4 protein-coding genes and 2 pseudogenes are annotated in these 17,364 nt (G+C 42.0%); all 6 read right to left on the reverse strand.

Going from position 1 to position 17,364, the window contains the following annotated elements; all coding sequences use genetic code 11:
• Positions 1–49: 49 nt before the first annotated feature.
• Positions 50–854 (reverse strand): annotated as a pseudogene (locus QUD05_RS20230) (SDR family NAD(P)-dependent oxidoreductase).
• 571 nt (positions 855–1,425) lie between these two features.
• Positions 1,426–2,940, reverse strand: a complete 1,515-nt coding sequence (locus tag QUD05_RS20235) for a thioester reductase domain-containing protein (RefSeq protein ID WP_289797632.1) — start codon at positions 2,938–2,940, stop codon at positions 1,426–1,428.
• Between the two features lie 2 nt (positions 2,941–2,942).
• On the reverse strand, positions 2,943–4,619 hold the full coding sequence (locus QUD05_RS20240) for a PfaD family polyunsaturated fatty acid/polyketide biosynthesis protein (protein WP_289797633.1): 1,677 nt from the start codon (positions 4,617–4,619) through the stop codon (positions 2,943–2,945).
• Between the two features lie 172 nt (positions 4,620–4,791).
• Positions 4,792–9,542, reverse strand: a pseudogene (locus QUD05_RS20245) (PfaB family protein).
• A gap of 280 nt (positions 9,543–9,822) precedes the next feature.
• Complete coding sequence (locus QUD05_RS20250) at positions 9,823–11,550, reverse strand: SDR family NAD(P)-dependent oxidoreductase (RefSeq protein ID WP_289797634.1); 1,728 nt, start codon at positions 11,548–11,550, stop codon at positions 9,823–9,825.
• 288 nt (positions 11,551–11,838) lie between these two features.
• The gene (locus QUD05_RS20255; RefSeq protein ID WP_289797635.1) at positions 11,839–17,217 is read right to left on the reverse strand and encodes a type I polyketide synthase; all 5,379 of its coding nucleotides are present in this window, start codon (positions 17,215–17,217) and stop codon (positions 11,839–11,841) included.
• Positions 17,218–17,364: the final 147 nt, after the last annotated feature.

A 17,364-nucleotide genomic window follows, 5' to 3' on the forward strand; every position in this document is an offset into this window, starting at 1 on the left:
AGGCATTAGTCATTAATTAAGTTAATTATTCTTCCCCTGCTCCCCCTGCTTATTTATCTTCCTGCATATTTCTGACAATTTTTGTTACCAGATTTCTAGGTACAAATCTGACGCTTTTTGCAAGTATTGTATTGAGTAAACCAGGAATGACAATGGTTTGACCCTTCATTAAGGCACGAAAACCAACTTCTGCTACTGTTCGTGCATCCATCATCCTCTTACCCTTGAGCAACTTAGAGTCAGCCATTCCGGTTCTTTCGTGAAAAGCGGATGCGGTTGAGCCTGGGCAAAGAACTGTCACAGTGACACCAGTACCTTCTAATTCATTAGCGATCGCTTCCGAAAACGATAAGATATAAGCCTTAGTAGCAAAATAAACTGCCATCAAAGGCCCTGGTTGAAAAGCAGCAGCCGAGGAGACGTTTAATATCTTACCTTCACCTTGCTTGACCATGTGCTTCAGGAATAGCTTGGTTAAATGGGTGAGACACACCAAATTTACTTGTAGCATTTCCAGTTCAGTAGCTAGGTCTGTTTCGTGAAATAATCCATAGATACCAAATCCGGCATTATTTACCAGCACATCAACATTAATATCGGCTTTTTGTAACTCCGTGAAAATTTCTTCAGGAGCCGTTGATATAGATAAATCTTTAACAATAGCCTTGACAAAAATTCCAAATTTCTCTTGGAATTTAGCTGCAATTTCTACTAGCTTTGGCCCGTTTCTATCTACTAAGACCAGATTGTAATCATGAGCAGCAAAAATACAGGCTAATTCGTAGCCAATTCCATCTAGCTGCCCCGGTAATAAGAGCAGTTTGTTTGCTCTGTCTTTGAAGTGTTGTTTTCATTTAAGAATATTGGTGAATTCAACTTGATCAAGCTGCGTTGCATTTACAGTGGTTCTCGTTCTACAATTAAGTACGCGTAATATCTCAACCTACAAGAAATATCTTGAGTTATTACTCTTTCAAATGCTTGTTTAGTGCATTGGATAGATGTAGCAGTCCAAACGCAAATTTAGGACTTATGCATCGAAGAAGTTGGGCATTAAATAAGTTCGGTTATTTCAGATTACTAGCATAAGGCTTTTAATCACTCACAAAAGCCAGCAGGTAAAATCAAACTTTTATGCCCGACATTAACCATTCTATCCTCAATTGCTTCTGTCAAGGGGTGAATACTAAATATTTACATGATTGAGCATAAAAAAACAGGGCAATTATATTGCCACTGTTGGTATATAAGTTGTTGCTGGCATCTGAAATATTAACTATTCAGCAGTACTGAGTTTTAAAAAACATCGACTGAATAAACTTGTTTTGTTGTATTTGTAGGGTGTGTTAAGGCTTCCGTAACGCACCGAAAGTATCCGGGATAGTGCGTTACGTTCCTAACACATCCTACGCAAGTTGTGAATTTCTAAGCGAGATTCAAGAAGCCGCTTTGAATCAAGTAGGAAGTATAAGTCATAAACAATTGAGAATCAATGGGAGGACAAGCAATAGAACTACCTGCCAATGCATGAAGAGTATCTTGGCAGCTAATATGGGGTCTTCTAGCTTGTAAATACAAATCAGGAATAGTCAGTTGTTCATCAGACCAACGTTCCAGTAAAAATGGCCGCAGAGTGTATAAAGGATTGTCAGCAGAAGTGACATTATTGATTAACTCAGATTGCCATTTTTCATAGGGAATCATTTCAACTGAATAACCAAATGAGCGTATCCACTCAACTAGCATTTTTAAAGCGGCGGGTTGGGGATGTTGTAAATTGAAAGCCTTACCTATGGATTCTTTCTGTCTTGACAGATAAACGATCGCTTTACTTACATAGTCCACAGGTGACATATCCAACATATAATCTACATCAGGAAAATATCCCATTTGTAGACAACCTTTGGTCATCAGATTGATAAAGTCATGTGTGTTACAAATACCTGTTTTGCTATCACCAGAAATCAGTGGTGGTCTGTGGATAGTTACAGGCAGTCCACGGTCACGAGCAATTTTAACTAACTTTTCAGCTACCCATTTAGTTTGGGAGTAACCAAGATAAATACCTTCCCAATGATTGAATTCATCCTGCTCTTTGACAACCTTGCCAGCATAAGCAGTGGATTCAAAAACAGCAACACTAGAAACGTAATGTACAGGCTTGACTTTAACTTGACAAGCCAATCTCAAAACTTCTTGCGTTCCTAAAACATTGGCTGCTTTCAGTGCTGAGTAAGGAAAAACATAATTTAACAAAGCACCACTATGATATATAGTATCAATATTGGTAGCTAAAATTTGAAACTGTTCCGAACCAACACCTAACAATGGCAGAGATAAATCGCCGACAATCGGAATAATTCTGGAGGTAAATTCTTCCTGCCAAATAGCATACTGTTCCAGATTATTTTGGAGTTTGCTTTTGCCTTCTTGGGCATTAGCAGCACGTACTAAGCAATAGATATCCGCATTAGTTTCTTGTAGCAATTCCCGGATGATGAAAGCTCCTAAAAAGCCTGTTCCTCCAGTTAAAAAGATGTTCTTGGGTTCACCCACAAGTACATTAGATGCAGCACCAGGATGGATGGTAGGATCAAGAACAGCCTCAGCACCTAAATCTAGAACAGAGGGTGCAGTATTGGCATTAGAGGCTACTACCTTTGTATCTTGAACTGGTGAACCTTCTTGCACTTCTTCAGCTAAACGCTGTGAAAGAGCTTCAATATTTGGATAATGCCACAGCAGCAACGGAGATGGTTGAAATCCGAGCAACTTTTCTAAGTTACTGACTAGAATCATTGCTTGGGCTGAATCCAAACCATAGTTTTCTAAATGTTCTTTGACATCTATTTCATCAGTTGCGACTCCTAGCAACTTAGCTAAGTTAGATACCAAAAATATTTGAATATCGTCTGCTGTGAAAGACTGTTTTATAGTCATTTTTAAATCTCCAACAAGGATGTAGAACGAACAGGGTGATATTGACTGTAATAATCGGAAGCTTGCAGCCCTTGAATTTTCAAATTTTGGACACGGTACAAAAAGGCTGCACCAGTCATAATTTGATTAGCAACATCAACTACACCACGATTATTTGGTTCAGACAGGTAAGAACCGCGTACCCAGTCATTGAAACCGCCCATTGCCGGAGCACACCAAATTTGATAATCGACTTCTCTACCTTTTTCACCAGAACTAGACCAGCGAGAAGATAATCCTAGATACCAGCGGAAAATCAACGCCATTTTTAGTTTAGGATTATTGACTGCTTTCCCAAGTTTCTCAGGATTCTTTTGGGACAAATAAGCCGCAGTTCCTTCCCATACTTCAGCAATAGTTTTACGAAAAACTTGTTTTTCTAATTTCTCTCTTTCTGCAATGGGGATGCTTTCAATGGAATCATAAGCGCGATAGAGTTCAAATAATTTCTGCGCTCGCATGGGGAACATTGTACCCCGTTTGAGAACTTGCAGTTTGACTCCCATTTCAAACATATCTGCTGCTGGGGCCATTATCATATCAGCCATTTCTGCTTGGGCTAGTAACTTTTTGGTATGTTCACAAGCCCCAGATTCAACACATGATTGATTAATGGAACCAGTCATTATATAAGCAGCACCCATCATAAAGGCTGCTAATGCTGATTGTGGTGTCCCAATTCCCCCTGCTACGCCAATTCTAATCGGTGTTTGGTAATGATATTGGGCTTGAATTTCATCCCGCAAGGCAATAATAGAAGGTAACACACAAACTAGGGGACGATTATCTGTATGTCCTCCAGAATCAGCCTCGACGGTAATATCATCAGCCATCGGAACTTTGGCTGCAAGGGTTGCTTGTAACTCAGTAATTAGCCCTTGTTCAAGAAGTTCTTTGATTATTCTGGCTGGTGCTGGTTGCAGAAATTTAGTCGCAACTTCTCGGCGAGAAATTTTGGCAATGATTTTATTTTTGATTTCAATTTGATTGGCGTTATTCAAACCCAATCCAGCAACACGGTAATAAACAATGTTGGGGGTCAAGTCGAGAAATGCAGAGGCTTCTACTGTTCTTACTTGATATTTGAGATATAAATCTACAGCCCGGCGTTCACTCGCAGGTTCATTGGGACTGTGGATTAGATTAAATGCGTAGGGCCCTTGAGGTAAAGCTTGTTGAATGCGATTTATGGCTGCTTCCAAACGTTCTGGAGTTAAACCACCTGCACCAAAGGAACTCAAAATTTGCTCTTTTCCGAGTGCAATGACCATTTCTTCGGAAGCAATTCCGCCAGCCATTGCGCCGGTAACGTAGGCATATTTCACTCCATGAGAGGAGAGAAAATTGGGATCTCCAAATTGTTGAATGCGGATTGGGGCTGCAAATGTCAGCAGTTCTACTTGTGCTGTTGTGCCATTATCACCAGGGGATAAATAACCCTCATTAGTGACACCGATTTTTCCGGCAACTTTCACGATGTAGCAGGGTTTATTTAACACCATCAATTTATCTTTGATGGTTTGTTTCTCAAAAGATACAGTTTCTAAAGAACCTTTCCAAACCTGGTTTTTGTTATATGACCAGGAAGAAAAATTAAGGCCATTATCGTGTTTACTTAGTACCGTATCTACGGTTGTCACGGCAGTTATCCCTCGGATTACAATTATTAAATAAGGGGAGTGGGGAAGGTGGGGCCCCCTCTGGGGATAAGGGGTAATGGGGAATAGGGAATGGGGAAGAAATATTTTCCTTTTATCAATCCACCTTTCCCCTTACCCAAGGTTATTGACGGTTGAAGTATGTAGACTTATGTCAAGATTCGTCGTTAAGTAAGTTTTGGGCGCAAGCTAGTTGCAATTGAATGATTTCGCTCATTTGCTGACTGTAATCTTGTCTAGCTTGTAAGAAGGCTGTGTGTGCTTTAGTTATCTTTGAATTATTAGCATTGAGCTTTTGATACTGGGTCTTATTTAAATCGAACATGCTGATGATGCTACTAATTTTTCGAGTTATGACAGGTGCAGAAGAAAGAGGAATTGGCTGTCTAATTGCGCTTGACTCAGAAGATTGTAATTGTTCTTTCGGTTCAAAAACGTTATCAATGATATTTTTCGGTTTTACTTCTTCTGGCTGAGGCAAGATGTTAGAGGAATAAGTTTCTTCTTGGGTTATGTGTTTGGAAGTATTAAGAAAATCTGTGATTTCAGGTTGTTGGAGATTAGGTATATTTGGATGCTGTATTTTGAAGCGATCGCTCCTAAGATCCCCAGCAAAATCTTCAACAAGTTTACGATTTTCTGCGCTCAAAATTGTAGCAGCGATCGCTTTCCCACCCAAGGTAACTGTTCTCAATGTTGCTTTATTTGAATTAGCAGTGTCTTGGGCTTTGCTATACAGTGGTGATAAATCCACGTTCACCTGATGACTGAGTAGTTTTGCTAATGCTTTGACCATTGCAGCATGGTCATCCATCCCTCTACGATTTAGAGAGACTGTGATATGTTCTTGGTTGCCGAGAATTTTGTCAATCCATCGCGAACAGACATTACCCGCGCCTGCTTCTAGAAATATTTTGACTCCATCACCGTAGACACGATTAACTAATTGCGGAAAATCAAGTTCTTGGCACAACCCTTTGGCGATGTTGTGGGCAATGGTATCACTATCAAGTACAATTGGTTGATAATCGGCGGCTGAGTAAAAAACGATACCGGGGAGATTTTGCGATGGTAAGGTGTTTACCTTCTTGATTTCCTCGTACTGCGATCGCATCGTTTCACAATGTATCACATGGTCGAAGGGAGCGGGGAAGGCGTTACAGCCTAAAGTCGCAATCACTCGCTTACAGGCGGCATCATCACCAGCGATTAATACTTCTTCTGGTGTGTTGATTTGAGTTAAGTAGACGCGATTCTCCTGTTTGAGGCACTCTCTAACTTGCGATGGAGTAGCCATGAGAACATAGGTATTCCAAAGATTGTTGTTTGGTGAATCGGTTAATCCCCAATATTCACGCACAGCATTTTTTGGCCCAGATAACTTATCGCCAAATAGAGGTGATGAGTTTAAGGTGTTACTTCCGCCCTCAAAATTACTCCAAACTCCTTGGGCAACCATCATACTAGTTTCACCCAAGCTATACCCAAATACAGATTGCGGCTTGACTTGAAAATCATCTCGGAAAATTGCCGTCATGTATCTGGCAAAGGCGATTTCACTTTCAAACATTGCTAGTGAATCATCTAACAATTGCTTTTCGAGTGTTTCTAGTTGTCTGGTTGTCAATTTAGGCAAGCTTCTGGGATAAACTAACTTTTCAACATCGGCAGCCCGATTGTAGAGATTGTTACTTTTTAAATCCTCGAATACTTTCGGAAATAAGCGGAAGACGCTGCGACCAATGCCAATATAAGAATTGACGGCTGCGGGGTAAACGTAAGCAACTGCTCCAGTTTTACCTAATGGTTTTGCTGTGAAATAACTACCTAGTGGTGTTTGCCAATCTGTGCCGTTTTCAAAGGCATTATTTATACCTTTGCGGGCAGATTCAATTTCTTTGAGTAAATCTTTGGTGTTACGTCCTGTGATTGATAAAACGTATTTTGGATTAGAGTGCTGTTGAAAAGTAGCGAATGTTTCGCTGGCGGTAGCTGATAAAGAAGAACTAGCTTCAATGGATTTTTGGAGATGGTTTAGGATATCGGGTATAGTGGAGCGATCGCTAACTGCGATCGGAAACAGATGAAAAGGCATTTGTTGCAAATATCTGTTATCGCGCTCCTCTTGGCTGGGTTCCTCCGATAAGATTAAATGGGCATAACTCCCATCTATAGCCATGCTATTAATTGCTGCTATTCTGCGTGTGCCGCCTTTATCGACAAACCAAGGTCTTGATTCCATTGCCACATAGAAGGGGCTACCTTCCCATACTTGCGGTGTTTTGACACCAGACCATTTGGGTGTGGCGGGAATATACCTGTAATAAAGACAGAGAGCGGTTTTGATTAAGCTAGCAATTCCCGATGCTGTATAGGTGTGGCCGATATTGGCTTTGACGCTGCCCAATGCACAGTGCAAACCATTGCCCACTTTCGGATAAGCTTGGAGTAAACCTGTGATTTCGGCTTCATCCTCCTGGGGAACGCCACTACCGAAGACTTCCACATAGTTAACCTCTGTGGGTTGAATCTCCGCCATCTGGAAAGCTTGTTTGCAGACATTGCTGATAGCTGAAGCATCAGGTTTTACCAAAGCGTCACTCAAAGTAGAATTACCTTGTGCGAAACTCATAGCATCAATTACTGCATAGATGCGTTCATTATCTTCTTTAGCAGCTTCGTAGCGCTTGAGGACGACAGCACCCGCACCTTCGCCAACTGTCCAGCCATTTGCTTGTTGGTCGTAACCCAACGTATTGACACCCGTATTAATTGGGGCAAATTGGCTGCGGAACAAGACATTTTCTACACCACCTAGCTAAATCTACCGCACCCACAACCACCGCGTCTACTTCTCCCGTAGCGAGTAGCATTTGGGCAACTTCCAAAGCTTTGAGGGCAGAATTTTCGCCAGCGCTGACGGTGAATGCAGGGCCAGTGAAATTCCACAAAGCAGAAATCCGGCTTGCCATGATGTTGGCGATGTGACTTACATATTCGCCGATTTCTACTGGTTGGTGAATGCTATCTTTGACAATGGTTTCCAGTTGGGAAAGCTGTTCAGCAGGTAGAGAAATTCCTTGGTTGAGTAAGCCATCCTTAACTTGCCAAGAGAGATTCCATCTTTGCTGTAACTGATGCACAGAGAATTCTGTCTCGGCGGCGACTATAACCGCTACATTGCCACCTTCCTTTAGTTTCGCATCTTTGACGGCGCGATCGCTAACCTTCAGAAGCAACAATTGTTGTGGATTTAATTTCTCTATCTCATTCGGTGGGATTTTGCACGATAAAGTATCGATTTCAAAATCTTTAATATATGCCCCTACTGGTGCTTTCCCGTCTGGAAAACCGTACTCTTTCAGAACACTTTCTTGATTTTCTATCCCATGCCATCTTTGAGGCGGTAGAGAAGTAAAATGTTGTGTTCCATCATAAATACTGCGTTCAAAAGCATCTAAGCCATTGCAGTTACCAAAAAAGGCATCCATGCCGACAATGGCGACTTTGGTAGGCGGAACAGGTGGAGTTGGTTCAACAGATTGTGTTGTATTTCCTTGTTCTAAAATCAGATGAGAATTAGTGCCACCAAAACCAAAAGCGCTAATAGCCGCCCGTTTAATTGGTGCATTATTATTCGGCCATGTTGTAGCTGTTCTAACAATTTTATCGGCAGAAATTGTACCTTTTTCTGAAGTTAAAGGTTCCGAAACATTCATGGTTGCTGGAATTACACTATGCGACATACTCAAAATCACTTTAGTCAAGCCAACCATGCCAGCAGCAGTTAACAAGTGACCAGTATTTGCCTTAGCAGAACCTACCAGAGGCGCAGCTTGGTTTTGACCAAAGAATGTTTCTATGGAGTTGAATTCAGTTGTATCTCCTAGTAATGTGCTTAGTGGCGTGACACTCTAAATAATCAATGCTTTTGGGACTAAAATTCGCCTCATTATAGGCTCGTTCAAAAGCTAGGACTTGTCCTTTAGGATTTGGACTCAGTAAATGTTTACCTTTGCCATCATTCGAGAGTCCATTACCGCAGATAGTGGCAAGAATATTATCACCATCTCTAACGGCATCAGAATATCTCTTCAGCATCACCATCCCAACACCATCGGCGGGGATTAATCCTCTAGATGACTTATCTAAGGGACGGCTGATACCGTTTTCTGCATACCCTTGAACACCGGAAAATAACATCCGCACGAATAGGGAATCTGCACAACTGATAGCTCCAGCTAACATGACATCAGCTTTGTGTGACCATAAGTAATGAGATGCTAGTTTAATCGCGTAAAATGATGACGAACAAGCAGCATCCAGACATAAATTAATTTGCGATAGAGATAAAGCTTGAGCTACGATAGATGCTGGTAAACCAGATATCATTGCATTGTATAAAGATGCTTTAGTTGCACTTGGGACAGCTAAATCAAAATCTTCATACTGCAAAAGTTCTCTGACAGCAGGATTAATAGCTTGCTGGTAAATTGGCGAGAATAATTGATTAGATAATTTTGTTGGGAATGACAAATTACCTAAAATTACGCCGCATTTTGCCAGGACATTTTGATTACCCCAATAACCACTTTGTACGATTGCTTGTTTAGCGGCATACAATGACCATTTGAAGGTGTTATCTAAACTAGCAACAAATTCTGATGGTAGATTGTATTCAGATGGATTAAACTGGAAGTTGCGGATGTAACCGCCTTTGAGAGAATAGGTTTTGTCTGGTGTACCTTTAACTGGATTGTGAAATATTGTCGGATCTACTCCGATTTCTTCGACGGTTGCAGAGGATGTCGAATCTTTTTGATTAACGATGTTTTGCCAGTATTCTTCAGGATTCTTTGCATCGGGGAATAGGCATGATAATGCGATGATGGCTATTTTTTCCACGATTTATATGCTCCGAGTTTGGGTATTTAGCAAGAGATATTTACCAGGCAGGATTTACGCTGTTCCCCAAACTTCAAACGAGGCAAATTATAACAATCCTAAGATTAAGCTAGCTTTGATAGTTTGCAGTAAAGACTTATTACTTAGTACAACATTTCATGAATTCTCTGCGAACCTTTGCGTTTCCCTTTGCGCCCCTTTGCGTTTAAAATTCAACCCTCAATTCGCCACGAGTTCACGGACTAAAATCCTTACTACAAACTTTTAATTTCACAGATTACTAGCTTCTAAGCATTTTCATTGACCAAATAATGGCATGAGCGCCGAGCATTCGTGAATAGATTTTACCTTGACGGTCGTGTATGATAAAGTTTGCGATCGCACTGCTTGGTGTCTTAGCTAGTACTTCACAAGAAACGTAAAATGTTTCGTTATGTGGTATCGCTTCAAACTGTTCAAATTTCTCTACTTTTCCAGGTAAACAACCTTCTTCATGAAAGTGTTGTGTCCAAATCCATAAGGCGTGCATACTCAAGTCAGTGGTGTAAGGATTTACCCATTGGACTGGGAATTGTCCTTGTTGCTGTGCGCTGAGTTCTGGCCACAGACATTCTGTAGTGATTTTTTCAGGACTGATGTTTAAAACTCTCTTAACTTCTTGAAAACCGGGGCCGTGAAATAATGTAGCCCCACCATTTTGGTAAAATGCTTTTCCTGTCGCAGTGATGATATTATCTGGTTCGAGATTGAGAGATTCATAGATTGGTGCATCTGGGATTTCACGCTGGAGATTTAGTTGAGCGCTAAAATGAAAATGGATTCTGCCTTCTGGGTTTTTACTCGAAATTTTGGCTTTAAGTTCGATTCTTTCAAGATTAACTTTAGAAATCTCTTCTATTTCTAAAATATGTTCCTTCGCTAATGTCTCATTGAAAGTAATCCCCTTTAAAACTTTAAAATCTTGGTAATTAAACAACCGATAACCGGGATATAATTGTTCAGAAGCATTGATAATCCAGGTCATTGCACAAGTTGCTGGTAAAACTGGAGAACCAGCAATCGTATGATCGTGCAAAAATGGATTAGCCTCTAATGTCATTTGGCGACGAATACGATAAGTTTGTAGTTCTGAATCTAACTCCGCTGCCAGTGGAACGAGTGGACTACCAATAACAACTTGTGCAGTTGCGTGATTGGTATTATCCATTTCTTTAACGAGCATTTGTGCCCCGACTGCAATGGGAATTATATCAATTTTTCGCTCTTGAAAAATCTTCTTTAATTCTGCTGTCACCATCCCACTGTCCCAAGCACCCCAGTTGATTGCGACGACATGACATGAGGGATAGCTTTGCTTAAATATATGGGCTGATTTGTTCAGAATTTCATTTGCGATCGCATAATCAGATTGTCCGGGATTTCCGTAAAAGCCTGTTACGGAAGAAAACAAAACTAAATGCTGAAGTTGATTAGGGTTGACGCAAGTTAGCAGGTTTTCTAAACCTTGAACTTTAGCAGTGTAAACTTTTTCAAAATCTTCTTCTGTTTTCTTTTCAATTAACTTATCAGCTAAGTTACCAGCACCGTGGATAATTCCGGTAATTGGACCGAGATGTTGCACAGCAGTGGCAAGTTTTTCTTGTAAAGCTTGTGTATCTGTGACATCGACGCTGATATATTCTGCTTTAGCTCCGGTTTTTTCAATTGCTGCTAGAGTCTTTTTAATTTCACGGCTGGAGGTAATTTTGTTATATATTTTTTGTACATTCATGGGTGTGGGCTTCTCTCCTTGAGAAAGAAGATTTTCCATGATGCATTTTTTCAATGCTGATTCATCAGAATTTTGAGCATAACCTGGCTCGGTTTCTAATAGTTCAGAGCGACCGAGGAGGATGAATTTGCAGGGTTGCTGTTGAGCTAATCTGATAGTACACTCAGCCGTAATCCCTTTTGCACCGCCGCTCACGACAAAGACAGATGATGGACTAAGCTGGGCTGTTTGTGTCATAAATCCTCGTGAATACCTGCATAAATTGGGTTTTTTGATGTGTAACTTATTCTTGAAACCCTCGGTCTGAAGTAGCTGATTAACCAGGGTTTTACCCCACCCTAACCCTCCCCTTGTAAAGGGGAGGGAACTAGATTTCTTTTTCCCCCCTTTCCAAGGAGGGATTAAGGGGGGTAATTCGACCGTAGCCACAAGGAGAGAGGCTTTGATTCTTACTCCCCTTCCCTTGTAGGGAAGGGGTTGGGGGTTAGGTTCGAGAGAAAGTTGCACACGGCATTAATCAACTTTTTAATCGGCGATAATGGTGACTCGTCCTTGTGAGCCGTAGCCAACTTCACTTATATAAAGGTTGGGGTCGTGAAGTTCGGCGATGATGTTTTGTACTGATTGTTTGGCATCAAGTCTAGGGCTTAGGTCGATCGCACGAGTAAATACCTTTGGCCATTCCCATCTCAGAGTTTTGGTTAATCCGAACAAACCAGCGCCGATCGCACCGAAGTTGACTTTATACTCTAAACCGAAGGCTCCATCAAGATGAGCAACTGTGCAGAAACAACTACGTCCATGCTTTGCGGCTTCGTTGAGGGAAGGTTTAAGGTGTTTCGCCATCAAAAATACGTGCTTGACGATCGCCTTTTCTGATTCGTTATAAGAAATACTGTAGGTGTGATTTCCTACAAACATTGGGTGTAGATGGATGAAAGCCCCAATCGCTCCGCAGTGAGATGCGATCGCTTGCAATTGTTGTTGGAGATGTTCTTCACTCAAGTTTGCTAAGGTGACGCGGGTTACTCCTGTGGGTAGGGGCGCTTGTTGGACGAGAAGCGATTGGGGGAAGCTGATAACTACTACTTTCCAGCCTTTCTCGATTAGGGATTCAGCTAATTTGTAAGTGGTGAGGGAACCATCATCGGTGATTAAACCGATGTGTCCCTCTGGTAACGTGAAATCCAAATAATCGGGCTGTGCTAGGCTTCTGAGTTTGACCGGATGGCGCTGGATAGTATGCTCTAGTTCATGTTCTAATTGAGGTGGCTGCTGTTGGACAAACTCAGGCTCAGACTTTTTTTTNNNNCCTCCAGCCAACTGCTGTAGGTAATCGACTATTTGACCGATGGTGCGGAGATCGCCGAGTTCTTCGATATTTGGTTTGGGTAAGTTGGGGTACGTTTCTTGCATCGCCCCTAAGATTTCTACCCGTTTAATCGAGTCAATCCCCAAGTCGGCTTCCATGTCCATTTCCAGTTCCAGCATCTCCACTGGATAACCAGTCTTATCGCTGGTGATGGCTAACAGGGTTTCACCTAAGTTTGCAAATTCATCACTTGTAGAAGGAGCGGCTTCTGGTTCTGGGGTGAATGCAACAACTATGCTTGGTTCAGGTGCAACGACTACCTCAACTACTGGTGCAGTCTCTACTGCAATCTCGGTTGCTGGTTGTACTTCGTGAACTGCAATTTCTACTGAAACACTTTTAGAAGCGTGGGATTGCAGATACTCTACAACTTGACCGATGGTGCGTTTTTCTGACAGTTCTTCTAAATTGGGCTTGGGTAGGTTGGGGTACATCTCTTGTAGCGCCCCTAAAATTTCCACCCGTTTGATGGAGTCAATTCCTAAATCAGCCTCCATATCCATGTCCATTTCCAGCATTTCGACTGGGTAGTCAGTCTTATCGCTGGTAATGGCTAACAGGTTTTTATCCAAGTCAACAATATCGATGGTTGCGCCAGATACAGGTGCAGCAGTTGTGGGTGCTGGTTCTGCAACAACTTCCTTAACTGGGGGTGAGCTAATTTTGACTACAACCTCAGCTTGGGGTTCTTCTACTACTGGGACAGGTGGCGCGACTACAGGCTCGACTGTCTCGACAGTGGCAAAATGGGGAGTGGGAAGTGGAGAGTAAGAAGTTTCAACTACAGGCTCTACAGCAGCCGGGAGAGGTTCTTGGGTAACAGCTACAGGCAAAGGCTGGCTTTCTACTATCTTGGTCGGTGCATCACTAACAGTTGTTTCTGTTGTGAACGGAGTGAAATTGCTGAGTTTCTCTGTTAGTTGAGTTGTTCCCTCACCTGAGATGATTTGAGAATATTCTTGCTGTATTAGTTGGAAAAAGCTCTTAGTATATTCCAACTGCTCTTGAAGATATTGCTCATGGATGCGTAGAGTTTCACCTTGTTGGGAATGAAACTGCATCATGCTACGCTCTAAGCTTTCCATGACAACTAGCTTCATTTTGGCAGTTTCGGCTGTTGATTTACTTTCACTCAACAAGGAATTCTGCTGCTGCATCAGTTGGAAAAACGCTTTAGCGTATTCCATTTGATGGTTGAGATAAGTACCGTGAACTTGTAAATTCTCGGCTTGATTTTCCTGGAACTGTGTCAGGAGATATTCTAAACTTGCTAAAAGTTGTTCGTAATTTGTAAGTTTTTCTGGTGTTGGTTGCATCTTAGATTCCTGGGCTGGTTGTGACAGGGTAACAGGATTCATCTGTTGCTCTGGCTGGGCGATGATAGTAGCAGTCACACCGTTCATTGCTGGGGTAAGTTTTTTATGTCCGTTAGTCTCGATCGCTGCGAGAGTTGGAGTCACACCTGGGCTGCTAAATAAAGGAGCTACAGTTTCAAAAGATTCAGGGGTAGGTAATGTGACTTTATGCCCATCCTGTAAAGCTAGAGCGAAGGCATTTTTCGTTTTTTCGGATCTATAATTGATGCCGTTTAAACGAACATTTAATGTCTTCTTCGTCTCAATTGGGGGAATAGTTTGGGGAAGTTGGTAAGGATCGAGGTTATTTAAAGTCAAACCAATCACCCGCAACTGCACAACCGCTTCTCGCAAAGAGCGATCGCTATTCTTTTGAGTGCTGGGGTTTAAAGATACGGTAATATGAGGGCGATCGCCAAGAATCTCTTTTACCAAGTTGCTCAGAATTCTCCTCGGCCCAAATTCCACAAAGCAAGTACCACCCGCCGCATAGATATTTTCAATTTCCTGCTTAAACAGCACTGAATTAGAAAGGTGCGTTTCCAGAATTTTTTGAATACCTTGGGCTTCCTTGGGATACTGCTTACTGGTAACGTTGCTGTAAACAGGGATTTTGGGACTTTGGAATTTAACAGACTTGGTGGCGATCGCAAAGGATTTCTGAGCAAAGGCGATTAGCGGTGTATGGAACGCTGCTGAAACAGGTAGCAATACAGCTGTATATCCTTTCTCGTGTAAAGCGTCTTTGATTCTCGCTATTTCTGCGGTAGGCCCAGCCAAGACAAATTGAGTCGGAGAATTTTGATTAGCGATCGCAACTTGGGGAAAATGTCTCAGCACTGCTTCTACTTTGCTGATATCTTCTTTGACAGCCAGCATACTTCCCGCATCATGATCTGGATCTTCAGGTGCAGCCATTGCTTGACCCCTAGCTTTCACTAAGAACAAGTAATCTTCTGTACTCAAAACACCCGCAGCCCATAGCGCTGTTAGTTCACCAAAGCTATGACCGGCAACAAAATCTGACTTAAACCCAGCTTGTTGCAGGATGCTGTACATCCCTGCACTCAACACCCCGATCGCTGGTTGAGCGTATTCTGTGCGTTGCAAGGCAGCAATTTGGACATTCTTTTCTGCCTCTCCAAACACAGGATGAGGGAAAACAATCTCTGATAGCGGCTGCAAATTATCTTTGAGCAACAGGCTATCCATATAGCCATGAAGACGGCGCATCAAAGGAAAATTCATCACCAGTTCGCGTCCCATCTCCAGGTATTGCGAACCTTGACCAGAAAATAGAGAGACAACTTTTCCGCCCAATTCCATACCAGAGGAGCGGTAATAAATTCCTTGGGGATGCTCCCAAGATGCTGCTGAACCTTTGAGTTTCAGCCAGTCAATGCTAGTTTGCAGAAACTTGCAAGCTTCTTCGAGATTTTCAGCGACAAACCCAAATCTTGGAACAGAAAGAGGAATTTGTTGTGATTTGCACTCATTGACTAATTGTGAGTAATGTGTAGGTGCATCTGGCGATCGCAACTTACCTAAAATCTCTTCCGACTTGCTCAACAATTGCTCTACTGTGGGAGCAAACAACAGCACTTCACTAGCATCACTGTGTAAGCGGTAAGCGTCGTTTTGGTCGGATTCATACTCTTCCAAAACAACGTGGTAGTTTGTTCCACCAAAGCCGAAAGAACTCACACCCGCACGTCTTGGCGCTTCGCCCTCTGGACGAATCCAAGGTCTAGTTTGGGTATTCAAATAAAAGGATGAATTTTTAATGTTGAGTTTGGGATTTGGCTCAGTGATGTTAATTGTCGGCGGTAATACTTTGTGATGTAAAGCCAAAGCAGTTTTAATCAAACTCGCCGCACCCGCAGCCGCTTTTGTGTGTCCGATTTGCGATTTCACACTACCCAAAGCGATATGCTGCTTTTTATCATCATGGACATCAAAGAAGTCTTTTAAAGAACCGAATTCTGTCGGATCTCCAGCCATTGTGCCGGTGCCATGTGCTTCCATCAAACCAACAGTAGCAGGAGAGAAGCCGGCATCTTCATAAGCACGTTCTAAGGCTTTAACTTGACCTTCTTTGCGCGGAGCATAAATGCTCTTGTAACGTCCATCGCTGGAAGTACCAATACCTTTAATTACGGCATATATTTTATCGTTATCACGTTCAGCATCTTCCAAACGTTTGAGAACCATCATGGCGATACCTTCACCCAACATCATCCCATCGGATTTAGCATCGAAAGGTTTGACATTTTCACTAGGAGAAACCGCCGGTGTTTTGCTGAATGAGATGTAAGCCATGATGGTGTTATCGGTATCAACACCACCAGTTAGCATCATGTCAGAACGATGCTCAACTAGTTCGCTGATTGCCATTTTCAAAGCACCAAAGGAACTAGCGCAAGCAGCATCAACTACACAATTCATCCCGCCAAAATTGAGGCGATTGGCAATTCTACCCGCGACTACGTTAGCTAACATTCCAGGGAAAGCGTTCTCATCCCACTTCACATAAGCGCTTTTGATTTTATCAACGATTTTTTGGGTATCTTCGTCAGATAAACCACTGCTTTTAAGCGCTTTTTCCCAAATCGGATATTCCAACCTGGCAGAAAGTGGCATTCCTAATTGCTTGGCCATAGCCACGCCTAAGATTACCCCAACCATCTCGCGGTTAAACTCACGTTTTTCGCCATAGCCAGCATCTTCCATCGCTTCTTTCGCAACCACTAAACTTAATAGTTGCGATACGTCTGTGACTTCCAAAATGCTAGGTGGTATGCCAAATTCCATCGGGTTAAAATCTACCTCTGGAAGAAACCCGCCTCTTTTACAGTAGGTTTTATCTTCAGTAGTTCTAGGATTTGGATCGTAATAATCTTCGACGCTCCAGTGAGTAGAAGGAACATCAGTAATACAATCAATTTTGTTTACTATATTTTGCCAGTATTCCCGCAAATTTCTAGCTTGAGGTAATAGAGAAGCCATTCCAACAATGGCGATAGGATTGTGTTGTAATTGTCTGTTAATTTTGTTGATTGACACTGATTTATCCGATTTCATTTTTTTTCCCTCGATAGACTTAATCACAGCCTGTTCACAATTATTTATCAGGCTCTCTAACTCCGTTAAGGCAGTATCAATTGAATAAGCAGACATAGGGCATAGTTAGTACTGTGAATTGTGTAGCTACAGTAATTTCTGTTGCCTACTAATTAATGAAAAACTCTCGTTTTCTAAGCAGTTAGCTATCTTATCTTTGCTAAATGCTTGTTTCCAAATCGACAACACACGACACATACTGCC

Origin of the sequence: Nostoc sp. GT001 (assembly GCF_030382115.1) — a bacterium.
Classification (GTDB): domain Bacteria; phylum Cyanobacteriota; class Cyanobacteriia; order Cyanobacteriales; family Nostocaceae; genus Nostoc.

Coding starts and splice junctions, on each gene's coding strand:
- QUD05_RS20235 (WP_289797632.1), bottom strand. CDS start 2,940: ATGACTATAAAACAGTCTTTCACAGCAGACGATATTCAAATATTTTTG.
- QUD05_RS20250 (WP_289797634.1), bottom strand. CDS start 11,550: ATGACACAAACAGCCCAGCTTAGTCCATCATCTGTCTTTGTCGTGAGC.